Here is a 22,287-nt window from a genome sequence, read left to right on the forward strand (position 1 = left end):
GGACAAACATGCCATTTATTGGGGGAATCATTTTAATCTTTATCCTAGCATTTATTCTATGGGCATTAATGATCCCGCTATTCAATAAAATAGGTAGTAGAATTCTGAAAAAGTACGATAAATTCAAACAAGAGGAGAATGCAGATGAAAAATTCAAAGACGTTTAGAGCAGGGGCAATTGCGGTTGCATTAGTGATTATTTTGGGCGTGTTATTGGTGACCTTCTTTGTCACACGAATTCCTAATGGATATGTTGGAGTCGTGTATTCACCAAACGGAGGGGTAAAAGATAGTACACTGAGTCAAGGGTGGAAACTCGTTGGAGCGTTTGATAAAGTGACGAAATATCCAATTCGAATTCAAACGGTTGAATACAGGGATATTCAGATTGCTACTTCTGACGGGAAAAACATCACAATCGATTTTGCTTACAACTACCAGGTAGAACCAAGTAAAGTATCTTCTATCTTCAACACATTTGGGCCCATTAGCATTCAAGAAATTGAGGATACATATCTCAAAACACGTTTCCGTGACGCAGCCCGTAAAGGTATTTCCAAGTTTACAGTCATTGATGTGTATGGTGAAAAGTCATCTGAAGCAGGCGTAGACGTTCAACAACGTTTCTCTGATGATGTTAAAGAATTAGGCTTTATTGTATCTAACGTTACCGTAGGTGTTCCTCAACCTGATGCTAAAACTCAGGAAGCAATCGATAAGCGTGTCGAGGCTTCTCAAGAGCTGGAACGTAAGACAACTGAACTTGAGATTGCGAAGAAAGAAGCAGAGCGCAAGCGCGTAGAGGCACAAGGTAATGCAGACAAACTATTGATCGAAGCAGAAGGTCAAGCCAAAGCGAATAAAGAGCTTCAACAATCATTATCGAGTCAACTCGTTGAATATGAAACCATCAAGAAATGGGATGGAGCTCTGCCATATGTAAGTGGATCAAATACGCCAATGATTCAATTACCGGGTACTAAAGTAGAACAGAATAGCAGCGCTGGCAACGTATCTCCTTAATTAGTTGTCTGAAATGCACGCGTTGCTTTCTAACCAACTGAATAGGATACAAAAGAATAAAATCCACTTGCTAGAAGCAAGTGGATTTTTGCGCTGTAATGCCATAACATAACAAAACTATGTTGGATAAGGTTTAGTTTAGAATCGATCAAAATAACTCTTCAGTGTTAAGAGGAATAATGAGCGACATGGGCTCCGCAATGGTTTCTTCAGTTTCATAGTCATAGACTTTGTTGAAAACAAGCTCAATAGACTGAAGTTCATTTGGTTCATCTGTATAAACTAGACCATAATTTTTATTATCGATAACCACTCCGTCATACTGATTATATTCTAATAAAGATCTCATAAAATTTCGATCTGAAGAGATTGGATCACCCGTGTTTGGATGAACGGAGTTCAGTCCATAGAAACCGATATTCTGTTCGGATGTATTTTCAACAGAGTAGAGGATGTCTAAATAGTTGATTTTAGAGCTGATTTCTCCTTGATTTAATATAGAAATGTTTTTCTGAGATTCTTCAGGAATATCGCTTGCTTCCATGAATTGAGCCTTCGTAATATGTATCTTAAGAGAGCCGTGATCAAAACTTACATTCACTGGGACATTGTTCAGAGAAGTTATCTGACCTCCAAAATCAAACGTTTCTTCACTGTTGAAGTCCGTAGATAGAAAGATCTCAGAATGCTTCTCTCTAAGAAGTTTCACAGCCTGCTCAACCTGATTAGGATTTGAAATATCGATCTCGCTACTAGGCCGAAAAGGCTTTAACCCAGATGCCAGGACTTGTTCTGGAGAAGTGAATTGGAGGTGTGGTTTGTAGTTCTCCTGTTGGGCAACAGTCGTATCGCTCGAACTGCCCGATCCGCTTAATAGTGCTAGAGCGAGTAGTAGATGGACAATGAACATAAATGCGGGACATCCTTTCTTTCTAAAAAATTTTCTTAAATAACATAAGTTCACCGATTGATTCCAGTTAAGTGAATTTACGAACAGTATAATCATCATAGCAAAATGAGGCATGCGTACCATGAGAAGAACGACTCAACTTCGGATAAGTTCAAACTAGCGAGGGGTTATATCTGCTGGATATAAAGACCTAGGTCTGGTTGTCGGTAGTACAGACACGTAGAATCCAAACAGAAGGATCAAGGACATCTGGATTTTAATAAAATGCAAGCTGTGAATGTCGAACCTCCTGGAGAGGACAGATTTGCTCAAGGTTCCAAGGACATAGTAAGGTTACAGAATGGTAAAATAAGAATAGTCGGGGAGTCGCCTTTATTAAACCAACAAAGTATTAATGACCTAATTGCTAAAAAACAAATATAAGAATGATAGATCTACTTATTGAGGCTGCGAAAAAATTAGATTAAAAATGAGGAAACTCTTGATGAATGCAGACGATAAAAAAAGTTCTATCCCATCTGATAAAGTTAAATTGTTTGAAGTTTTAAAGAATCAGACACTCAGCAAGTTGACACGATTTAGCTGGTGGGAAAGTAGTGAAGCAATGGAGCAATGTGAGATAGCACATGAAGACGTCTTCTCATTAACTGCGGGGCCAGTATTATTATATTTTCAATCAGGGTTAGTATTAGGAGCAGCGAGTGACCCAGCACAGAATTCTGTTGTTATATGGGTTGAAAGAAATGATACAGGATATGTAACTGAAGAGCCTACCGAAAATGATACTGATCTCTATACCATTAGCGCTTTGGATAATCAATACAGCAATTCTTACTGGAGTCAAATAGTAGGGCAGAATATAAAGATGATAAACATTATCAAGCGAGACCCACAGAATGCATTGCTTGCTGAATTACAGAATGAAGTTGGTGTCGAGCTGGTTATGGATAATGGAGAAAAATTTATACTGTCCCACGGGCTTCACAACAATTCTGACGACTTCTCAGTGATAACAGAGTCATATATTGACAGAAGACTTTTAGCGAATCTAGAATGGGTCAAATTGATGTAATACATTGTCCAAATTAAACCCTCAAGGGGATTGTAATGAAAGATTATATAGTAACATTGTAATTATTTTTCCAAATAATATTTGATCCATGAAAATCTTAAAGATGGAGCGAAATAATTAATGGAAAATTTTAATCAGGCAGTTAAGCGTATCTCTGCAATAGATTGGAGTTGTATTGGAAACAAACAAGCAAGATCACATATTCATTTGAGTAAAGAATACTTAAGAAGATCATCAATATTCCTCCAATATTATCCTGGGGCGTGTAGGTATCCTTTTATTATCATTTCAAATTCGATAACTAAGACACAAGCGAATGTTGATGGTTTGAAAATATTACAGGAGATTGACAATAGTTATGTTAGAGATATTGCAAAAAGTTATTTAGAGTTAAACGCACTCATAGATGAAGGTAATCAAATTGCTATTGATAATAAAGATTTGTTTGAGCCAGCAATAAAGCTATATGAAAGAGGGGGACATTTCTTTATAAGGTCGGGCTATTTAAATGTAGCTGGTGCTACTGATCTTCTTTCGCGCTTGCAAATCGAGTTGAAAGGGAGCCACTTGATATAAGCGATGAAACTTTAGATGCACTTGATAATGGAGATATTGATTAATTTTGTGACGGATCTCCATAAAAAAACATCCGGTGCCGAATGAATCCATCATTCAACCAATAACACAATTAACGCATGTAATATCCGTATAAAGATTTCGTCAACACGGGTGTAAGCATATAAGATGATTTAATTTTATAGCCGAAATAACGCTCCACCGATACATCAAGCAGATTAATTATGGTCAGACACTACCTTAATTAATCTGTTTTTTTGGTGTCTTTATACCAGTTTTATGAAGAAGAATGGAGATATCGACATGATAAAATATCAATACATAACGGAATATAATGAAGATTTTAATGAAGTTATTTTGGATTTCAGTATGGATACATATTTAAAGAATGGCTACTTGATTAGTGATTCACTGGGTTCGGATATTTTTAGCGATTTTGCTACTGTGAAGGATGAAATCGAAAAATTACTTGATTTAATAGCAGGAAAGTCAGCTTTATACGAGGGTGGAGGAAATGTGAACATAATTAGATCTGATAAAATTTTTACAACCATTGATGACATCTTTGCTGAAGATGATGAAGAGGACGGTACATGTAAAATTGAGACTTTAGAATTCACAAAAATCATTCTCATATGGGCAGAAGAGAATTTTCAGTATAAGTGTAAGCGAGGCGTTATGCTGAAAGATGAAGCAGAATTAGCAGTAGACTGGATCAATAAAAAATGTATAGAGGTGTATGAGTTAGAGTTTAGATAGAGTCTGTGGAGTGTTGTAAAATCTCTATAACATACATAACAAAAATCCCCTTGGTCATAACCACGTTACAAGCTGGTTTGATGAAGGGGATTTGCTATTCAAGCTCAATCCAAATTAAACCTACCGTGCTCCAACATTCGTACCAGATGGCGTGCCCGAACCAATGAGATCACTGCCATTGGCAAGCTTCAGGAAATCACCCAAGATAGGTGTACCATCTGCACTACGTGTCACCGAAGGTACGAGGGAGACAAAGTCGGCTGCGCTAGCGAGAAGACCTTTGTCGTTAACGCTTTTTTTGTTTTTCCACCAAACATTGGTGCTGCTGACGTCGGTTCCGCTTGTTTTGTCGCTTGCGCCGCCTTGGAAGGACAGGTTGTTGGTGAAGATGTGTGTGCCTTTATCGAAAGCAAAATTGCTCTGCCCATTGTTCCAGGACGTGTTATTTTTCATCTGGATTGAACCAGGATTGCTGTTATACGTGAAGCCATGCTTCTTGTTATTGAAGGCAATGCTATTCTCGACGATGTGGTTCACGGAGATCTTCTCACCGCCGAGTTTGAAGCCGTTACCGTCGCTGTTAGAGGTGGAGGTGCCATCTGCGGTTGCTCCATTGGCGAAAGCGATACTATTACGGATCGTGACCACGCCGATGGCGCCTGTATCCGATTTGCTATACAGATCCCAACCATCGTCTACGTTATAGGCGGCAATACAGCCGTCGAATACGTTACCCGGACCAACTGTTAATTTTGCGGCAAAACCATCGGCATCTTCGCCATCATCTGGATCGTAGTTATTATGGGAATAGGAACGGATGACTTCGTTATATGAAGGCCATTCACTTTTGGCTGCAGTCGAAGCATAACGACCAATCTGGATACCTGTATCCCTGTTATGGTGAGCTTCGATTTGTTCTAAACGATTGTAGCTGCCCCCGATGAAAATGCCGTTATCTCCCGCACCTTTAACCTCCAGCCCTTTGACGAACCAATAGTCGCCGAACATTTGCAATCCTCGATTTGTGGAGGCAAACGATTGTGCTGAGAAGTCAAAAACCGGCTTCTCTGAACCATATGCCACCAGATTTTTACGTTGGGAGGAGGTACCGTTATTACCACGCTCGATAGTAATAGTTTCCGAGAAGCTGTATGTGCCTCCGCGCAGATAGATCGTTTTGCCTGGAGCGATCTGGGTTAGCGCGTTAGCTAGTGAAGTCGGACTGTTGATCGTTCCCGGGTTGCTCGCTGAGCCGTTAGGTGACACATATAAATCCCCAGCAGCAAGTGTGATATTGGAATTAACCACAGCCGATTCAGAAGAAATAGATGAGCTATTCTCTAGCACTTCCGCAGCACCAACTGATCCGCCACCTAGCAACAATAGAGGAAATGTGGCACTCAGACAGATATGAGCCATTTTCGATTTCAAGGAACGTTCCGATCGAGCAGATGCATGGGTAGATGTGGAAGGGAATAATTTCATTACGCAGACCTCCTTGGTTAATTGGATACATAGATAAGTTGTGAATAGTGTGGAATGCCATACAACTTAAAAAGGGTGAGAATAGCAATTCGCTGAGTGAATGGCATCCATGTGACACAGGTTCATGGTAAATGTTGTAAGCGTTCTCATCAATAATCATTTGATCAGATGGAGTTAAATGCAGGCAGGTCAGGCGTGGTTACGTCCAAATGCTCAAGTTTCAAAGGCTGCATGTAATCCGCTTGTTGGCTAATCGCCTTATTTTAACGGTGAATCATCCGAAATGAACATATAATAACCCTGTTTCATCGTCCTTACGGCACAACACTTACTCATGATCCACTTCATTCAACCTCCGCAAAGTGCAACTCAAGACGACAATCCATTCAACGTAAGCGCATAATCAATTCTCCCCATCCAATTGTACTGAGTGACCAATAGAGGATAAGCATTGAAAAATAAAAAAAGCCCAACAGAGGCTGCGAGAGGCAACCATACCATCGGGCATAATTCAAAATAAAACTTAGCATGTCTTCATGTAGCCATGCCGATTCACCACATACTAACTCATGACTTCATTCCAAAGTTTATGGCAATGAAGCATAACATTTTCATAGCAGACCATCCAAAAGTGTATCGTCTAAGGTACATCATCTAAAAGCAAAACATATCTTAATACCCGTCCGTCTCCCGACTGCGTTGCTCCGCTTGCTCCACACTTGGTTCATGTTTGGGTTGTACTGTTGCACTATCGTCTGTTGATACTGATGCGAGCCCTTCAGCTACACGCCGTCCGTAGTCACGATCCGCCTGGGTAAAGTGAGAGATCATACGCTCCCGAATATCCGGTTTGCATTTTGCCAACGCACCGACCATGTTACTGATCAACTCGTCTCGCTCCCAATCCTCGAAAGCTCTGTAGGTATCACCGGCTTGTCCAAAGTCATTGGTACGCTCAATCTTCTCGTGAACCAATCTACCTTCCACTAGCGGCTCATGATCCTTACCACGTGGAGTAGCCTCCTTCAGTCCGCCAAGCGAGGAAGGCTCATAGTTCACATGCGGATTTTGACCTGGTGCACGATCCACCTTATACTGCATCTGTCCGCCGCTTTGATTGGTGGCAACCCGGTTTTTCGGCGCATTCACAGGCAACTGTAGATAATTTGCGCCCACCCGATGGCGCTGCGTATCCGAATAGGAGAAGGTACGACCTTGCAACAGCTTATCATCCGAGAAATCAAGTCCATCCACCAGAACGCCTGTGCCAAACGCTGCTTGTTCCACTTCATTGAAATAATCCTCGGGATTTCGATTCAGCGTCATTTTGCCTACAGGTAAAAAAGGAAATTGATCCTGTGGCCATAGCTTGGTCGGGTCGAGCGGATCGAAGTCCAGCTCTGGATGCTCTCCATCCTCCATCACCTGAACGTTCAGTTCCCATTCGGGATAGTCTCCTTGTTCGATGGCATGGTACAGATCCAATGTCGCATGGTTGAAATTCTGACCTTGAATCTCGCTAGCATCTTTCTGAAGTAGATTGCGTATGCCTTGTTTGAGCGGTTCCCAGTGGTATTTGATGAGCACGCCCGTGCCTTCCTCATTCACCCACTTGTATGTATTGACGCCTGATCCTTGCATTTGCCGGTAATTAGCCGGAATACCCCAGGGGGAGAAGAGAAACGTCACCATATGTGTAGCCTCAGGACTGAGTGACACAAAATCGAAAAAACGCTCCATATCTTGTGCATTCGTCAGTGGATCGGGTTTAAAAGCATGCACCATGTCCGGGAATTTGAGCGGATCCCGAATGAAGAAGATTTTGAGGTTGTTACCGACGAGATCCCAGTTGCCATCTTCCGTATAAAATTTGACAGCAAAGCCGCGCGGATCACGCAGCGTCTCGGGAGAATGCCCGCCGTGGATGACGGTTGAGAAGCGAACGAACACAGGGGTTTCTTTGCCTTTTTCCTGAAATAGGCGTGCCCGTGTGTATTTCGATACCGGTTCATCTCCTGCCGTTCCATATGCTTCGAATACGCCATGAGCGCCAGCACCGCGGGCATGTACGACCCGTTCCGGGATGCGTTCCCGATCGAAGTGTGTAATCTTTTCAAGAAAGTGATAGTTCTCCAGCGTCGTGGGTCCTCTGCTGCCAACCGTGCGTACATTCTGATTATCTGTGATGGGGTGACCCTGTCGATCTGTTAATGTGTCCGAGGCCTTGTCTGAGGAATGCTCGGATGGTGAAGAATGGTTATTCATGGAGCACCGCCTTTCCTTAAGATGGATTCCTGTATATATTTTCCCTCTTAGCTCGTTCTATGCATGATATCTACCAAAAAAAACTTGTCACCCACTTTATGGTGTGAGATAATTAACTTTTGCCCTATGGACGGTTTTTAGATAAAAATGCACCACCTATATAAGAATGGAGGCTGACCTAGGATTGTCTACACAACGTTATCCTTTTGCGTATGATCCGGCAGAACCTTTTGTATCCCGTCTGGGAGAATGGGTTGCCGATGTTTTCTATGATATTTTGCCTGAGTCCGGTTTCGAGGTGCGGGATGAACAGATTTTTATGGCGTACCAGCTCGAACGGGCCTATGGAGATAAAAAGACAATTATGGCAGAGGCCGGTGTTGGAACAGGGAAGACGTTAGTCTATCTGCTCTATGCGGTCTGTTATGCACGTTATACGGGGAAACCAGCGGTGATTGCTTGTGCCGATGAGTCCTTGATTGAACAACTCGTGAAACCAGGTGGAGATATTGCGAAGCTGGCAGAGCATTTGGATCTGCAAGTGGATGCACGTCTAGGTAAATCCCCTGATCAATATGTATGTTTGAACAAATTAAGTGCGGTACGATTCGCGGATGAAGATGCGCAGGTGATCGAAGAAGTGCACGAGAGTCTACCAGACTTTGTGAATTCTCCCGGCACACTTCAAGCATTCCATCCGTATGGGGATCGGAAGCAATACCCACATCTGAATGATCGTCAGTGGAACAAAATCAACTGGGATCCGTTCCAGGATTGTTTTGTATGTCCAAAAAGACAACGTTGCGGCCTGACGCTATCACGCGATCATTACCGTCGTTCCAAAGACATCATTATCTGTTCCCATGATTATTACATGGAGCATGTGTGGACCTATGAAGCGCGCAAGCGTGAAGGACAATTGCCACTGCTACCGGATCACAGCTCGGTTGTATTTGATGAAGGGCACTTGCTGGAAGAAGCGGCTCTGAACGCACTGAGCTACAAATTGAAACATCGTATCTTTGAAGAGTTGGTTACTCGCTTGCTTGAAGGTGAGATTCGTGAATCCCTTGCGGAGCGAGTGGATGAAGCGATTGAGAGCAGTGAGCGATTGTTCAGACTGCTGGATACGTATACGGTGGCGATTCCCGGGTCGGAACGGAAGGAAGTTCGGGTAGAACCGCCATTGCTGCGTGAGATTGAACGACTGACCAACGTGCTGGATGCGATTGGCGAGGAACTGGTATTTGAGAGCGGATTGTTCTCGCTGGATGGTTATCAGATGCGTGTCGTGGAAGAACATCTGGATATGATTCAGACGGCGTTATCTCTATTCCGTAAGGAAGATGGCTACATCTGCTGGGCGGAAGAGAATGAGGATGAGACGACATTGTCCATTATGCCACGTACCGTGAAGGAAATTCTGAATGAGCGTGTGTTTAATACGGGTATCCCGATTGTGTTCTCTTCAGCAACATTATCCGTGGACAATTCATTCCGTTATGTGGCGGACAGTCTGGGTATCGACGATTTTGTGTCATTCTCGGTAGCTTCTCCATATGATTATGCAGATAAAATGCAGATGAAGATTACGGATGAAGCAACAGCAGGTCACCCCGAAAACGAAAATCGTTTGAGTGAAGCAGTGTCCTTGCTCCAAGAGAGTGGGGGACGTGCACTCATTCTATTCCGTACGATGGAAGAGCTGCGGACGTTTAAGCAAGATATCGTTCATGTTCCGGAGGCACAAGGATTGCGGTTCATGTATGAGGGAGACCGGGAGATTAGCGATTTAATCGCAGCATTCCAACAAGATGAGGAAAGTGTACTCTGTTCGGTTAACCTCTGGGAAGGCTTGGATGTGCCTGGGCCGTCGTTGTCCAACGTTATGATCTGGTCGCTTCCATATCCACCGCAGGATCCTGTGTTCAATGCCAAACGGAATGCATCCTCTTCCCCTTATGAAGAGATCGATCTTCCGTATATGTTGCTTCGTGTGAAGCAAGGTCTCGGACGCTTGATTCGGACGAGCAGTGACTCTGGTTCGGCGGCGATCCTTGATGAATCGCTGCATACCAAAAAGGAAGCCAAAGACCGCATTGCAGCTCTGCTTCCTGAAGGTGTGGAATGGACAACCTTGACCCATTAATTAACTTTCGTTCGATGGAATTGAAATCGTCTTGGTTTGTTATAGATAGTAGATAGGCTTTTTACTAGATAAGTTCTTGTTCTCTGCGGGTTCACGATCCGTGTGAGAGCAAGGACTTTTTTTTGTTGGTTACCCTATCATCCTTCTCTCAAACTCTTGCTCTAAATCTAACGAACCCAGCTCACCTTATTGAGGTCATATTGAAGAGAGATGAAATTTAACGAACCTCATTCACGCTATCCCGCTACAAAATAACTTTAAAACCTGTAAATCGGCTGTATTTTCATAAAATAACGTCACTGTGATTCGTTACAATTCAAACCTCCACCAATTGTAGCCAATAACGTGTATCAGGTTCATTAGAACCGTTAGAACCATTAGAACCAACGAACATGATCAAGATTACCAAGGGATCAGCTTTAGAGTGGGTAGCGAAAGTACCAACAACAGGGGGCTTCTCGGCCACGCGTATCATGCTCTTTGCCATGACATGACGTAGAACTAGCCTTTTTTGAAGGTGATAGAATTTAGAATCTTCAAGAAGTGATATGTTTCCACCAATCTGCCTCCGCCCTGAAAATTCAGTTATCACCATAAAAAAGTACACCCTCTAGACGTTCATCGTTAACCTAGCGGTTTTCCAATGTCTATTCTAAAGAGTGCACTCCAACGCCGTCTGCCGTCTGCCGTCTTCTGTGGAAGTACGTTGATGGGCGTTTTTTTTGTTTTTTATACAGATTCTTGCTGTGTTAAAAAATACCCATGCTCAGATACCGTTCCCCGGTATCCGGCGCAATACAGAGCACCCGGTGTCCTGGCCCCAATTCCTTCGCGATGCGAAGGGCGGCCCATACCGAAGCGCCAGATGAAGGGCCAAGCAGTAGCCCTTCACGGGCAGCAAGCTGCCGCATCGTATCTAGTGCGTCCTCATCGGACACTTGGATGATGGCATCCCATATGTCGGTATTGAGAATGTCCGGAATGAACCCTGGACTTGTACCGACAAGCTTGTGCGGTCCAGGCTCGCCGCCGGACAGCACTGGTGAACCTTTGGGCTCCACTGCATAGATGCGAATGCCAGGCAATTGTTTACGTAATTCTTCTCCAGTGCCTGTAATTGTACCGCCTGTTCCAGCCGTCGCGATGAATGCATCCAACTGTCCGTCCATTTGCTCTATAATCTCAGGAGCGGTGGTGATGCGATGAATATCAGGGTTGGCCTGATTCTCGAATTGTTGTGGAATGAAGCTTCCGGGCAAGCTGGCATGAATCTCTTTCGCTTTGCGAATAGCACCAGGCATCCGCTCGGCAGCTGGAGTAAGCACAACTTCTGCGCCATATGCCTTAAGGATGTTAATACGTTCCTTCGACATATTATCAGGCATGATCAGAATGGCTTTGTAGCCTTTGGCTGCCGCATTCATTGCAAGGCCAATCCCCGTATTGCCGCTGGTTGGTTCAATGATGGTTGCTCCAGGAAGCAACAGCCCGGCTTGTTCAGCCTGGTAAATCAGGTTGTAGGCCGCACGATCTTTAACACTTCCGCTTGGATTAAAATACTCCAGTTTAACGTACACCTCGGCAGAATCGCTGCCCGTGAGCCGGCTCAGCTTGACAGCAGGGGTGTTACCGATGAGCTCGGTGACATCGGCGGCAATTCCTGTATATTGTTTTGATGGTTGTATAGAGTTTGAATCCATAAGTACAACTCCTTGATTGATAACGTTAGGATATGTTGAGAAATAAATGTCATTCCACTAGTTAAGTCTGTCCGCCAATAAGCTGCTGGGTTTGTTGTTTTGTCCACAAACGATTTGAATTCATGTCTTATTGGAATGGTTGGATATGTTCTATTTCCATCTTAATGAAAGCGACCTTGAGAGGTCAACCTATTTGGTTAAACTAGTTAAGTCGAGCTGAAGCCTCAGGAGGGGGAGAAGCGTATAAGCGGTACGTGTAAAGGGAAAAGAAGAACAGGTGGGCAGATCCCCTGTTATTAAAATGTCCAGAGAATCTATCCTCTGTATGTATTCATCAAGATTGTGTTAGGTCCGTTTGCAGATGGCGGCTAAGCTCTTTTTTCACTTCATTGCGTGCAAATGTCCATAACATATAGAACCGTTGCCAGTATCCTCTACATAGATACACAGTTTCGATCCCCTCAGCTTGCCTTTTTTCCTCCAGCACTTTCACTCCGCGTGTTCTCATCTGTTGACGAAGCTGCAGCATCTCTTGAAGTACATTATTCTGAATGTTCGTTAACGAGAGGATGTATACCTCGGGCATCTTTAGCAGTAACGTGTCTAGTGTGTGAATATCCCGTTCAAGTACATCAAGAAGCAATGTGCGAACAACGAGACCTTTAATAAGGCGGTGATCCTCATCCGCAGGGGATGGGGCGGAAGCAGAGGATGACATAAGTTCACTTCCTTATCCTATAATTGGAATTTTTTATTTACAGAACGTATGTTCTTATATTATAATCAATATATGCAATATAGATACGTATTACAACAGAGAATTATTGGAAGCAGGCAGACACGATGGATAGCTGTTGAGGTCTGACTGAATGTGCAAGTCCATTAGAAGGTAATTCGGAGATGAGAGAAGGGACAGGCTCACTCCAAAATAAGGTATAATTTTGGCGTGCAGAAGGAAACATAAGGGCATGAACAACTGAGCCTGATGATGTCTAACGAGGTCTTTTAGAATTGATGGAGTAGAGTATAAAGTGAAATCAGTAATATATGAAATGAAATTGCGATATAGAAATGACCATAGGAACATTAGAAACAAATGAATACTTCGAAATAAACAAGGATGATGCGGAGGAATCCCAGATAAGGTGAGATTTCGTTAAGCTTCTGAAGTCGTAGGTATAAGCAATAAAAAAGCTCTGCCTTGGGCGGCAGAGCCTGTGAAATACTGCCGATTCAGCGGCAGTCAAATGATATGTTCGGACTAAAATACAATGCTACAAGCGAGAGTTTAAGCAAGATATTGTGGTTTCTCGTAAAGAGCTTCTTTTTCCAAAATGACCTTATAAGGTCGTTCTTTACCCTTTAGAGAAGGACCAATTGTAATGAGTGGCACGGCCGGTTTGTGGAAACGTTCCTCTTCCTTAGGTTCCGGAACCGGTCGTGATGATTCAGGCGCAGAACTGAGGCGTACCTTTTTCTCGCTGCCCCAGCGCTTGCTTATTTTTTTCATTTCCGGTCTCATTCCGGGTCGCCTCCTAACAAATCGTTGATGGCGTTGAACAGTTGACGGTTCTGGAGGTCAATCTGCTGGAATACCGCCTCATCCGCTTCAATATGGCCAATGATATGCACCGTAATGACATACCTCTTGGCTACAGGATAGCATAGCAGATATTCTTTCTCAAGGTAATCGTCGTATAGATTGATTTTGATTTTATTTTCGCGGTAAGAATCAATGACTAGTATTCGTTTTGGATCATCAGGTTGTTTGTCATCATTAGCAGATAAGTCATATTTTCTTCCCGGTTCCCCAACATTACCACATAATTGCTCTATATAACCACGGTCATCTGTACGGTAGATGGCTGTACCCCTAACAGCGAATGGAGATTGAGATACAAAGGCAGTTCGCAGTGCGTCGCTCATTCGCTCCAGCATCTTGTCATCTGCTCTGCGGGTGCGCAGCAATTCCCTAAAGAATCGCAGCAGCTTGAGCAGCTGCACCCGCGCCTCTCCTTCGGTTAGTTTGTGTTTCTCAATAATTCGCTCCATCTCAGGATCGCTCCAGCGTCCCTGTTCTTCGATGCTGTCCGCAATTTTGGAACAAGCTACCGAGACGGCGGGCGCCCATTTTCCATCTGATCGAATTTCATATACCAATGGATTTAACCCCAGTAGATCTGTAGGCATACGTAATCCTTCGACTTTTGCAGCGTCCTTGATATCTGTAATATCCTCAGGAAGAATGAAAAAAATACGTTTTCGTCCCAGACGTCCCATAAACAAACCCATTTCCAGCATTGTATTATCACGAACCGAGGCGTAGTACTTTCCACGGATTTTGGATATATCATCTGGATGGAAGATAAAAATGGCAAAGTCGGTTGTACGTACTTCTGCTTCCAAATCATCCATTGTATAACTGCTTGGATTAAAAACCCCAGAGTACCAAGGGGTAACCTCGGCCGAGAAACGCAAGTTTTCGTGTACTGCTGCTGCAATCGGCTTCGCTTCCAGCGAGCAGCCAATAAACACTCTTGGCTTTAACGTTTTCATCAATCCGCCTCGCTTAAACGGTAGTGGGATTCAATTGTTATATTATACCATAAAAAGCAGAGTAAGTCTGGAAAACGTCTGCACCTGTTGCCAAATATTTAAAAATACATTTGCTACAGTGTATGTATGACGGGTAGATGATTGCTTTACTTTTCTCGAAAAAATAAAAAAAGCCCCAAATTGTCACAGATGGGTGACTGGACAGTTATATTTGAAGCCATCGGTCATAGAATGAAGGAGCAGGTTGCACGATTAGTAAGAGAACCTAGTACTGGTGTGGCTGTTTGACGGTTAATCAAGGACAGAGCCTGCTTTATGCGCGTTTTTGATGGGTCGGTTGTTTAGACCCACTCCCGTCGGTGTTATATAATAGAAGAACAAGCAAGTTAGCTTTGGTGTTTAAGCAGAATTGAATGATTACAGATTTGGAGTCACGTTTTTGAACTTATATTCACACAGGAACGGAGAGTGCAGAACCCATCTGTAGAAGCGAAGCGCTCGCGTTTATCACAGGATTTTTCCTTTTAAAAAAAGGAATCACAAAAATCCGGGGATAACAGCGATCGAAAGAGGGTACTGCAATCGGAGTGGTTAGGTGTGAAACAAGGTGTTCAATGTTGTGCCTCTGTAATGTTTCAGTTCGTTTAACCAGGCACAGCTAACCAACAAAAGATAGAAAGGATCAGGATACCATGAGTTCCCGAAGGACAATCTCCCCAAGGACGATCTGGAAACGTTACGATCTCTCATACACATAGCGCCCCTTGTAGAGTAAACCAACCGTAGAAAAAAAACGGCTGACTCTGCGAAAGAGGGGATTGGAAATGAAGATTCGAAGGACATATACGATGATTTCTTCCAGGCTTGCCTTTTGCAGGGTACGGTCGGTCTAAAAAACCAACCTACAAACTGCGAGGGAACCTGTATGAAGAGAACATCGTTAACAATGCAACAAGTGAAGACAGAAGCGGGCAAGCTCGCGATTATGCTGCTCGGTACATTTATTTTGGCGTTTGCCTACTATCACATTAATTTTCAGAATCATTTATCGGAGGGCGGATTTGTCGGTCTGGCCCTGTTAGGGAAATACGCAACAGGTTTATCTCCGGCAATTGGCATGCTGCTGCTGGACATTCCTGTCATGATTCTAGCCTGGTACCTTAAGGGTTGGAGATTCATGATTCAGGCGCTACTTGGTGTAGGTGCATTCTCCCTATTCTATGATGGCTTTGAACGATATTCTACACTAGTGATGTCGTTTAATGGGAACCTGTGGATTCCTGCAGTTCTATCCGGTGTGTTGACAGGGGTAGGGGCAGGGATTGTGCTTCGATTTGGCGGAGCGACAGGTGGAGACGATATTCTGGCGGTACTGGTTAGCCGCTGGAAGGGATGGAAACTGGGAACAGTTTTCTTTGTCAGTGATGCATTTGTATTGGGATTGTCGCTTTTCTTTCTTCCGGTAAAAGAAACTTTATATACGATTCTGGCCGTATGGATTGCGAGTAAAGTCATTACGTACGTCGTGAGTATCCCAGCACGCGGAACGGTTGTTACAACTTCTGCTGTTAAACTGCCGATCCCATCGGTAGCGACCAAGGCTGTGAACGTTGCTTCGCAGCGCACTTCGGTAGCAAGAGGGGTAACACATTAACCATACGTTTCAGAACCATAGATGGATGAACGGTACAACAAGATATTTGAATGAACAAAATCCCATTTGCCTGCGATATCAGCGGCAGATGGGATTTTGTTTTTCAGGACATGTTAGGATTTAATCGATGAAGCAATCTGTCCATCCTGATTATGGATAATGGCTCGAATGTTCTGTTTATGGCTGAGTGCTTTGGCTGCGTCCACGGCCTCTGCTTTTGTCTCGAAAGTGGACTGATAAGAGGATTTTCCTTCCTCCTTAATAGCCCAGCCAGAATCTGTAGGCACAACATGAATGTTATCATGACTCTTCGAAGAAGCTACAGGTTCAGAATGACGACGCTCCGCTGAGGATGAATGGCGATTGTCAGATTTTTTAGGGGAAGAGGAGTCGGGATTAGAATGTGGGGATTCAGGATGATTCTCGCCCCACTCTTCAGCTTTAGCTGTAGCGATAGGAATAGCTCGTCCTTCCTCATAACCATCCTCCAGTAGAGCATTAGCGATCTCAATGGCCTTGTGTCGGATACGTGGCTCTAGATTTTTCATTGAGACAGGATAATCATGTTTGTTCCAAGGCATATGAATTCCCTCCTGTGCAATATTGGATTAGTTGTATATTACCCTCTCCAGGAAGGGATAAACGAAAGGATTTTGTTTGAAGAGAAAGTGACTAAGCTGATCTGCATAGAGGAGGATCCTATACTTTTGAAGGAACGAGGGGTATAATGCTGTTCAGGTATTAATGAACTAATTAGGGGAATAAAGGAGATTTACATATGTTCAGTCTAAGCTTAGCTATTCCAATGGTATTTACCATGTTAATTCATGCAGCGGATAGTTTATCCTATGCTTTGCGTCTTGGTGGACTTCGTACTCGTAGAATTGCATTAGCGATATCGTTATCTGGGATTTTATTGTTAGTATCACGCACGTCCAATATGGCACAAGGGCCGATGGTCGGCAATTTGGTAGATACAGCTTCCAATGGGGGAACAACGAATTTTGCAACACAGCTTCATTGGTTAATGGGAGCGGCAACGATCGGAACAGCACTTGCTATTCTTTGTTTTCCAACGATGGTCAAGCTGTCTTCCCGAATGGTCGTACATTTCGAAGCAGCGGGCTCCATTCCAACGATGGTTCGTGGTATGCTGAAGCGTAGTAAGATGAAGAATGCGATGTATTATATTACTCCACCGTCATGGGTGATGGCGAAGCGATTAGTCCAACATGGCATGCCTAGACGTCTGATGATGTTGAACATTGCCGTGACGGCAATCTATACAACGGGTGTACTTTCAAGTTTGTATGCGGCATACCTGTATCCTAGTCAGGCAATTGCTGCTTCCCAATCCACAGGATTAATCAATGGTATTGCAACCATTTTGCTCACCATCCTGATTGATCCACGCATTTCTCTTCTTAGTGACAAGTCATTACGCGGCGAGATTCGGTTGGATCGGATGAACCAAATCTATGGCTGTATGCTCGTATCCCGTTTGTTCGGTACGTTGCTTGCACAGCTGCTGTTGATTCCTTTTGCATATTGGATCGGCTGGATCGTAGGTTTAATACATTGATCTCTCCTGATCTTGAGGGGTACCAACGTATTTGAGCCGCTGATATGTATATTTCTGAATCCATCCAAGAAGTTTAGGCTATAGCCATAATAAAAAGCAACGGCGAGTATGCCGTTGCTTTTCTGTGTATCGTTCATATTTCAGTTCAGTGTATGCATCCTACGTTTAACGTGCTTCGTTAAAAAGTACGGCATACTCGCCGTAGCCTTCCTTCTGAAGATCCTCTTTGGGTACAAAACGCAGGGCAGCCGAGTTAATGCAATACCGCATACCTCCAGCTTCCGCAGGGCCGTCGTTGAACAGGTGACCCAGATGGGAATCGCCTTCCCGACTTCTCACCTCAGTACGAATCATGAAGTGACTAAGATCGGTTTTCTCCTTCACGTTGTAGTCGCGAAGAGGGCGTGTGAAGCTTGGCCAGCCGCAACCGGAATCGTATTTGTCTGTAGAACTGAAGAGTGGCTCTCCAGACACGATATCGACGTAAATGCCGTCTCCATGGTGATCCCAGAATTCGTTATGGAAAGCAGGCTCTGTTGCATTGTTCTGCGTAACCTCGAATTGCAGAGGGGTCAGGCGCTCTTTGAGGCTATTTTTGTCCACATTGGTCGACCAGTTATGCTCGATAAAGTCTTGACGACCAGAACCTTTGCTATACCGCTTGTAGTGGGCAGGGTTCTTCCGATGGTAATTTTGGTGATGCTCCTCAGCCTCATAGAACGTTTTTGCTGGCAAAATAGGAGTAAAGATCGGTTTATCAAACCGTCCGCTCTGTTCTAGTGCTGCTTTTGATGCTTCCGCAATCTCACGCTGCTCCTCTGTGTGATAGAAAATCGCGGTTTGGTAAGACGATCCACGGTCATGAAATTGGCCGCCTGCATCCGTAGGATCAATCTGCTGCCAGAACAGTTCAACAAGTTTCTCGTAAGGGAAAATCGATGGGTCAAACGTAATTTGAACCGCCTCTACGTGCCCAGTTGTTTCGGAGCACACTTCTTCATATGTTGGGTTCTCGGTATGTCCACCTGTATAGCCTGATACAATTCCATGAATACCAGGCAATTCCTCAAAGGGGGATACCATACACCAGAAGCACCCGCCTGCAAAAGTTGCTTTTTCACTTGTGTGTTGTTGTTCCATACTATAGTCACTCCATTTCTGATGAAGATCTAGGCTCGTGGTCGAAATTGTCGTGCCTTCGGTTTGCACGTTCGTCCAAAAATAAAGGCCACGCCGTTTCGATCACTACTCCAGCAATCTATCGTTTTATTGAAACTTATTACACAAGAATTTTGTTTACTCCTCTATTATATCCTGAATTGGCAAGCCAACCAAGTCGGAGAGAGAGCAAGATTCTTATGATCCTAACCTAATCCTTAGCCGATCCTCATCTAACAGGCACTCAGACCTTTTTTCGAGAACGAAAACGAAACACGAGTAAAATAACCGTCATGAACAATAAATAAACCCCAAGAACGAGAAGACTCAACCAGATGGACTCGCTTGCTTGGGCTCCGGCGTATGCAAATACAAAAATAGCGGGCATTTTGCCAATGGCAGTAGCGATCATGAACGTCCAGAAGGGAGTATAGGTGATGCCTGCATAAATATTGACAGCAGTCTGAGGAACGATGGGAAGCAATCGAAGAGTCATAACGCCCATAAAAGGATGTGCTTCCATCCAAGAAGTGAATCGGTTAAGTCCTCGTATACGATCTAAGTAGGATCTAGCCTGAGCTCTAAATACATATCGAGCACCTGCATATACCAGCAATGCCGCGAGTGTTGTTCCTGACCAGCTTACCCAGGCAGCCATGGTGGTACCATAACTGTAACCCAGAGCAGCAATAACAAACTTATATGGAATTACAGGGACAAGGGCAAATAACATCGCAATGATAATAAGCATAGGGATGGATTGATGGGAATCCGTCCATTCCAACAGTTCATATCTGTACATAAACATGACTCCGGCAAGCAAAACATATAACAGGAGCCAAAACCATTTTCGCAAAATCTTAATGCTCCTTTCAGCATCAGAACATTCTGAGCTACGTTTAAGTGCGTGTTCAAAAAGGTTGGTTTTCAGTACCGAGAAGATGGGATGAAGATAGAAATGGAGTAGCGGAGCGTAGGCAAAACTACGTGAGCAACGGACATTTCGGCTGAATCCCATATTCGTAATCAAAAGCGGATTTTTTGAACAACCTCGTTTAATCAAAAGTAAACTTGCCTAAAACCACATCTAGTAATTGTACCATGTTCGTTCAGGGAGCGGTTAGTTGGAAGCTGACTCAGGAATCTGCTCAGGAACCTTACTGGCATGTTGCCCTCTGAAGGGTTAAACTATAGGACGTGGAAATAAAGAACTCTCGTTGAAGGTGGAATGCTCATCATGGACACAACTAAGCGAACCCGTGTTGGAATCATTGGTCTCGGGGGAATTGCAAGTAAAGTATATTTACCGTTATTAAGTACGCATTCGAAGGTAGAGATTGCAGGTGTAATGAATCGCTCCATAGAACGAGTGGAGAACGTGCAACAAGCCTATAGATTAACTAATGGGACAACGGATATCAAGGAATTGTTATCCTGGGAACTGGATGCCGTATTTGTACATACAGCAACGGAAGCGCACTTTGAAATAGTGATGCAATGTTTGGAGCAGGGACTTGCCGTCTATGTGGATAAACCGCTGTCGTATAAGCTGCGTGAATCTGAAGAGATGACCGCTTTTGCAGAAGCACAAGGCCTGCTGCTAGGTGTAGGCTTTAACCGTAGATTCGCTCCCATGTATCAAAAGGCCAAAGAATGGATGCGTGCCGGTGGAGGCTATGATTCCTTAACCGTGACGAAGCATCGGACAGGTATTCAGGATCGTCCTTCGGCTGAAACCATTTATGATGATCTTATTCACATTCTTGATTTGTTATATTGGTATTCAGACGGCGATGTCGAGTTGCTTCAACATTGGATTCGTAAAACCGATACAGACAGGCTAATTCATGCGTCCGGCGCGGTGAAGCTTGGAAGAACAGCCTACGGAAGATATGATATGGTGCGCGAGGCTGGCGCAGATCTAGAGAAGATTGAGCTGCACGGCAGAGGGAGATCTGTGGAAGTCGTTAACATGGAAATTGCCAGATATACAGAACGTGGTGGACTTGAACAGCAAGAGGTGTTTGGTAGCTGGGATGGTATTTTGGCACGAAGAGGTTTTGCTGGGGCGGTAGATCATTTCCTCGCTTCCATGGAAACACCTGACGATTGTCTAATCAGTGCGAGCCATGTCATGGAGAGTCATGAGCTCGCTGAACAATTGATTCGTAAATAATCTGGCATAGTGTACACATTAGGAGGAGTAACGTATGGACGAGTATGAGAAGGAACGGAACAAACAGATTGAGGAAGCTGTCATTGAAAGTTATAAACAGGAAGAAGAAATGATGATTCTGGTTTTTGCCCAGTGGTGTGTCAATCAAGGGTTGAACCCGGAAGAGATGTACCGGCAAGCCTACCCAGATCAGCAGAGCAACGAGCGTTTACAGCAGGTGCTAAAACTGGTTGTATCCAAGGAGGAAGCCGGTGATATTCCGGATGATACCGTGCTGGGTGTTCTATCGATGTTTGGCAACGATGATCTGGCTATGGTCGTATCAGAGGCTATTGCTTCAAGAAAGTAAGTTGAGACTTCTTGAACGTGTATTGTACGTAAACTCAGCACCTTGATTGTTACATCTGCTCCCGATGGATAATGCGAAACTCCTTAGGTGACATGCCAAAACGGGAGCGGAATACACGGTGGAAATACGTATAATTGTTAAAACCGGAGGACTCGGATACATGTTCCAGGGTCATCGGACTGAAGATAATCCGTTCCCTGGCCATGTTCAGCCGCACATCCAGCGTATATTGCATAATGCTTTTGCCAAATGCCTCTTTAAAGAGATGAACACACCGCGAAACACTGATCCCCACAGAAGAAGCAACATCCTCAAGCTTAAACAACGAGGACGCATTCTCCTCAATATAACTTTTAATCTCATAAGCTACATAATTCGTATTCGTAATGGTCGGATGTTCAGATAATAGCCGATCGCTCTCGAGGCATAGGATACGCATATAATAACTTGCAATCTCGGGATAAGGGTTGGAAATCCGGCGTTGCTCTAAGACGAGCTGGCGAAACAGCGTAAGCAGGCTCTCCGAAAGTTCCACTTTAATTCGGTTTGGTCGTTTGTGTCGTTTCCACCATTCATCCACCCAAGAGCCATTGAAGAAGACATGATAATCTCCACTCTCGACGAGACGTTCTCCCATGGGATTAAGCTCATTGTCTATTTTCAATTCATAAGGTTCGTCCGGGCTAAAAACAAGCAGATCACCCGCATCAACTAGTGACATGGCACCATCTACACGAGCCCTGCAACGTCCATCCGTCTGAAGCCTCATCAAGTAGTTCTTGACCCCATCGGGCTGTACCATAGCGTAGGGTTTACGGTGAAATGAGAAGCCTGCCGTGAGAACCTGGCAGGAATGATCGGTCGGCATAGGCA

General features: G+C 44.0%; 21 protein-coding genes. 10 read left to right on the forward strand and 11 right to left on the reverse strand.

The window, feature by feature from the left end:
- Positions 1–8 precede the first annotated feature (8 nt).
- Together ASD24_RS30760 and ASD24_RS13395 are read left to right on the forward strand one after the other, a co-directional pair.
- The gene (locus ASD24_RS30760) at positions 9–167 is read left to right on the forward strand and encodes a hypothetical protein (RefSeq protein WP_200956156.1); all 159 of its coding nucleotides are present in this window, start codon (positions 9–11) and stop codon (positions 165–167) included.
- Positions 145–1,023 (forward strand): prohibitin family protein, encoded by an 879-nt coding sequence (locus tag ASD24_RS13395; RefSeq protein WP_082560394.1) that lies wholly within the window; start codon positions 145–147, stop codon positions 1,021–1,023. Before ASD24_RS30760 ends, ASD24_RS13395 begins: the two co-directional genes overlap by 23 nt.
- Before the next feature lie 148 nt (positions 1,024–1,171).
- Here ASD24_RS13395 and ASD24_RS13400 read toward each other — a convergent pair whose 3' ends face one another.
- Positions 1,172–1,933 (reverse strand): hypothetical protein, encoded by a 762-nt coding sequence (locus ASD24_RS13400; protein ID WP_056696427.1) that lies wholly within the window; start codon positions 1,931–1,933, stop codon positions 1,172–1,174.
- Between the two features lie 484 nt (positions 1,934–2,417).
- On the opposite strand from ASD24_RS13400, the gene ASD24_RS13405 reads away from it, so the two are divergent.
- The 3 genes from ASD24_RS13405 (at position 2,418) to ASD24_RS13415 (ending at position 4,340) form a co-directional block, all read left to right on the forward strand.
- Positions 2,418–3,005, forward strand: coding sequence for a hypothetical protein (locus ASD24_RS13405; protein WP_235540555.1), 588 nt, complete (start codon positions 2,418–2,420; stop codon positions 3,003–3,005).
- 120 nt (positions 3,006–3,125) lie between these two features.
- Positions 3,126–3,581 (forward strand): hypothetical protein, encoded by a 456-nt coding sequence (locus tag ASD24_RS13410; protein ID WP_235540557.1) that lies wholly within the window; start codon positions 3,126–3,128, stop codon positions 3,579–3,581.
- A 303-nt stretch (positions 3,582–3,884) separates the two neighbouring features.
- Positions 3,885–4,340, forward strand: a complete 456-nt coding sequence (locus tag ASD24_RS13415) for a hypothetical protein (protein WP_056696429.1) — start codon at positions 3,885–3,887, stop codon at positions 4,338–4,340.
- Between the two features lie 120 nt (positions 4,341–4,460).
- On the opposite strand, the gene ASD24_RS13420 is transcribed toward ASD24_RS13415, so the two are convergent.
- Together ASD24_RS13420 and ASD24_RS13425 are read right to left on the reverse strand one after the other, a co-directional pair.
- Positions 4,461–5,825 carry a right-handed parallel beta-helix repeat-containing protein gene (locus ASD24_RS13420; protein ID WP_156395442.1) on the reverse strand — a complete coding sequence of 455 codons (1,365 nt, stop codon included), beginning with the start codon at positions 5,823–5,825 and terminating at the stop codon, positions 4,461–4,463.
- 672 nt (positions 5,826–6,497) lie between these two features.
- The gene (locus tag ASD24_RS13425) at positions 6,498–8,090 is read right to left on the reverse strand and encodes a catalase (RefSeq protein ID WP_056696431.1); all 1,593 of its coding nucleotides are present in this window, start codon (positions 8,088–8,090) and stop codon (positions 6,498–6,500) included.
- Between the two features lie 166 nt (positions 8,091–8,256).
- On the opposite strand from ASD24_RS13425, the gene ASD24_RS13430 reads away from it, so the two are divergent.
- Positions 8,257–10,239: an ATP-dependent DNA helicase gene (locus ASD24_RS13430; protein WP_056696433.1), complete on the forward strand. Its 1,983-nt coding sequence runs from the start codon at positions 8,257–8,259 to the stop codon at positions 10,237–10,239.
- A gap of 749 nt (positions 10,240–10,988) precedes the next feature.
- On the opposite strand, the gene cysK is transcribed toward ASD24_RS13430, so the two are convergent.
- The 4 genes from cysK to ASD24_RS13455 form a co-directional block, all read right to left on the reverse strand.
- The gene (cysK, locus tag ASD24_RS13440) at positions 10,989–11,939 is read right to left on the reverse strand and encodes a cysteine synthase A (protein ID WP_056696436.1); all 951 of its coding nucleotides are present in this window, start codon (positions 11,937–11,939) and stop codon (positions 10,989–10,991) included.
- A 334-nt stretch (positions 11,940–12,273) separates the two neighbouring features.
- A complete protein-coding gene (locus tag ASD24_RS13445) occupies positions 12,274–12,657 on the reverse strand; it encodes a hypothetical protein (RefSeq protein WP_056696438.1) in 384 nt (127 codons plus the stop codon).
- A 570-nt stretch (positions 12,658–13,227) separates the two neighbouring features.
- Positions 13,228–13,461, reverse strand: coding sequence for a hypothetical protein (locus tag ASD24_RS13450; RefSeq protein WP_056696440.1), 234 nt, complete (start codon positions 13,459–13,461; stop codon positions 13,228–13,230).
- Positions 13,458–14,495, reverse strand: a complete 1,038-nt coding sequence (locus tag ASD24_RS13455; RefSeq protein WP_056696443.1) for a nucleotide-binding protein — start codon at positions 14,493–14,495, stop codon at positions 13,458–13,460. The genes ASD24_RS13450 and ASD24_RS13455 overlap by 4 nt, the downstream gene beginning before the upstream one ends.
- Before the next feature lie 925 nt (positions 14,496–15,420).
- On the opposite strand from ASD24_RS13455, the gene ASD24_RS13460 reads away from it, so the two are divergent.
- On the forward strand, positions 15,421–16,149 hold the full coding sequence (locus ASD24_RS13460) for a YitT family protein (RefSeq protein ID WP_056696445.1): 729 nt from the start codon (positions 15,421–15,423) through the stop codon (positions 16,147–16,149).
- Positions 16,150–16,262: 113 nt separating this feature from the next.
- Here the strand turns inward: ASD24_RS13460 and ASD24_RS13465 are convergent, their stop codons facing one another.
- Entirely contained in the window at positions 16,263–16,730 is a 468-nt protein-coding gene (locus ASD24_RS13465) for a DUF2188 domain-containing protein (protein ID WP_056696447.1), read from the reverse strand.
- 197 nt (positions 16,731–16,927) lie between these two features.
- Between ASD24_RS13465 and ASD24_RS13470 the strand changes: the two genes are divergently transcribed.
- Positions 16,928–17,731, forward strand: a complete 804-nt coding sequence (locus tag ASD24_RS13470) for a lipid II flippase Amj family protein (protein WP_056696449.1) — start codon at positions 16,928–16,930, stop codon at positions 17,729–17,731.
- 165 nt (positions 17,732–17,896) lie between these two features.
- On the opposite strand, the gene msrA is transcribed toward ASD24_RS13470, so the two are convergent.
- Both msrA and ASD24_RS13480 read right to left on the reverse strand, forming a co-directional pair.
- Positions 17,897–18,871, reverse strand: a complete 975-nt coding sequence (msrA, locus tag ASD24_RS13475) for a peptide-methionine (S)-S-oxide reductase MsrA (protein WP_056696451.1) — start codon at positions 18,869–18,871, stop codon at positions 17,897–17,899.
- Between the two features lie 262 nt (positions 18,872–19,133).
- Positions 19,134–19,745 (reverse strand): TVP38/TMEM64 family protein, encoded by a 612-nt coding sequence (locus tag ASD24_RS13480; RefSeq protein WP_056696452.1) that lies wholly within the window; start codon positions 19,743–19,745, stop codon positions 19,134–19,136.
- A gap of 381 nt (positions 19,746–20,126) precedes the next feature.
- Here ASD24_RS13480 and ASD24_RS13485 point away from each other — a divergent pair, with 381 nt between their 5' ends.
- Both ASD24_RS13485 and ASD24_RS13490 read left to right on the forward strand, forming a co-directional pair.
- Positions 20,127–21,065 carry a Gfo/Idh/MocA family protein gene (locus tag ASD24_RS13485; protein WP_056696454.1) on the forward strand — a complete coding sequence of 313 codons (939 nt, stop codon included), beginning with the start codon at positions 20,127–20,129 and terminating at the stop codon, positions 21,063–21,065.
- A gap of 34 nt (positions 21,066–21,099) precedes the next feature.
- A complete protein-coding gene (locus ASD24_RS13490; RefSeq protein WP_056696456.1) occupies positions 21,100–21,414 on the forward strand; it encodes a hypothetical protein in 315 nt (104 codons plus the stop codon).
- A gap of 49 nt (positions 21,415–21,463) precedes the next feature.
- On the opposite strand, the gene ASD24_RS13495 is transcribed toward ASD24_RS13490, so the two are convergent.
- The gene (locus tag ASD24_RS13495) at positions 21,464–22,282 is read right to left on the reverse strand and encodes an AraC family transcriptional regulator (RefSeq protein ID WP_056696458.1); all 819 of its coding nucleotides are present in this window, start codon (positions 22,280–22,282) and stop codon (positions 21,464–21,466) included.
- Positions 22,283–22,287: the final 5 nt, after the last annotated feature.

The sequence above is a fragment of the Paenibacillus sp. Root52 genome (assembly GCF_001426865.1).
Lineage (GTDB): Bacteria > Bacillota > Bacilli > Paenibacillales > Paenibacillaceae > Paenibacillus.

Bases quoted from the DNA above. Each gene is read 5' to 3' on its own strand.
- ASD24_RS30760 (WP_200956156.1), top strand. From the start codon at position 9: ATGCCATTTATTGGGGGAATCATTTTAATCTTTATCCTAGCATTTATT.
- ASD24_RS13465 (WP_056696447.1), bottom strand. From the start codon at position 16,730: ATGCCTTGGAACAAACATGATTATCCTGTCTCAATGAAAAATCTAGAG.
- ASD24_RS13410 (WP_235540557.1), top strand. From the start codon at position 3,126: ATGGAAAATTTTAATCAGGCAGTTAAGCGTATCTCTGCAATAGATTGG.
- ASD24_RS13425 (WP_056696431.1), bottom strand. From the start codon at position 8,090: ATGAATAACCATTCTTCACCATCCGAGCATTCCTCAGACAAGGCCTCG.
- ASD24_RS13415 (WP_056696429.1), top strand. From the start codon at position 3,885: ATGATAAAATATCAATACATAACGGAATATAATGAAGATTTTAATGAA.
- ASD24_RS13400 (WP_056696427.1), bottom strand. From the start codon at position 1,933: ATGTTCATTGTCCATCTACTACTCGCTCTAGCACTATTAAGCGGATCG.
- ASD24_RS13395 (WP_082560394.1), top strand. From the start codon at position 145: ATGAAAAATTCAAAGACGTTTAGAGCAGGGGCAATTGCGGTTGCATTA.
- ASD24_RS13455 (WP_056696443.1), bottom strand. From the start codon at position 14,495: ATGAAAACGTTAAAGCCAAGAGTGTTTATTGGCTGCTCGCTGGAAGCG.
- ASD24_RS13460 (WP_056696445.1), top strand. From the start codon at position 15,421: ATGAAGAGAACATCGTTAACAATGCAACAAGTGAAGACAGAAGCGGGC.
- ASD24_RS13430 (WP_056696433.1), top strand. From the start codon at position 8,257: ATGGAGGCTGACCTAGGATTGTCTACACAACGTTATCCTTTTGCGTAT.
- ASD24_RS13470 (WP_056696449.1), top strand. From the start codon at position 16,928: ATGTTCAGTCTAAGCTTAGCTATTCCAATGGTATTTACCATGTTAATT.
- ASD24_RS13485 (WP_056696454.1), top strand. From the start codon at position 20,127: ATGGACACAACTAAGCGAACCCGTGTTGGAATCATTGGTCTCGGGGGA.
- ASD24_RS13405 (WP_235540555.1), top strand. From the start codon at position 2,418: ATGAATGCAGACGATAAAAAAAGTTCTATCCCATCTGATAAAGTTAAA.
- ASD24_RS13450 (WP_056696440.1), bottom strand. From the start codon at position 13,461: ATGAGACCGGAAATGAAAAAAATAAGCAAGCGCTGGGGCAGCGAGAAA.
- ASD24_RS13490 (WP_056696456.1), top strand. From the start codon at position 21,100: ATGGACGAGTATGAGAAGGAACGGAACAAACAGATTGAGGAAGCTGTC.
- msrA (WP_056696451.1), bottom strand. From the start codon at position 18,871: ATGGAACAACAACACACAAGTGAAAAAGCAACTTTTGCAGGCGGGTGC.
- cysK (WP_056696436.1), bottom strand. From the start codon at position 11,939: ATGGATTCAAACTCTATACAACCATCAAAACAATATACAGGAATTGCC.
- ASD24_RS13420 (WP_156395442.1), bottom strand. From the start codon at position 5,825: ATGAAATTATTCCCTTCCACATCTACCCATGCATCTGCTCGATCGGAA.
- ASD24_RS13445 (WP_056696438.1), bottom strand. From the start codon at position 12,657: ATGTCATCCTCTGCTTCCGCCCCATCCCCTGCGGATGAGGATCACCGC.
- ASD24_RS13495 (WP_056696458.1), bottom strand. From the start codon at position 22,282: ATGCCGACCGATCATTCCTGCCAGGTTCTCACGGCAGGCTTCTCATTT.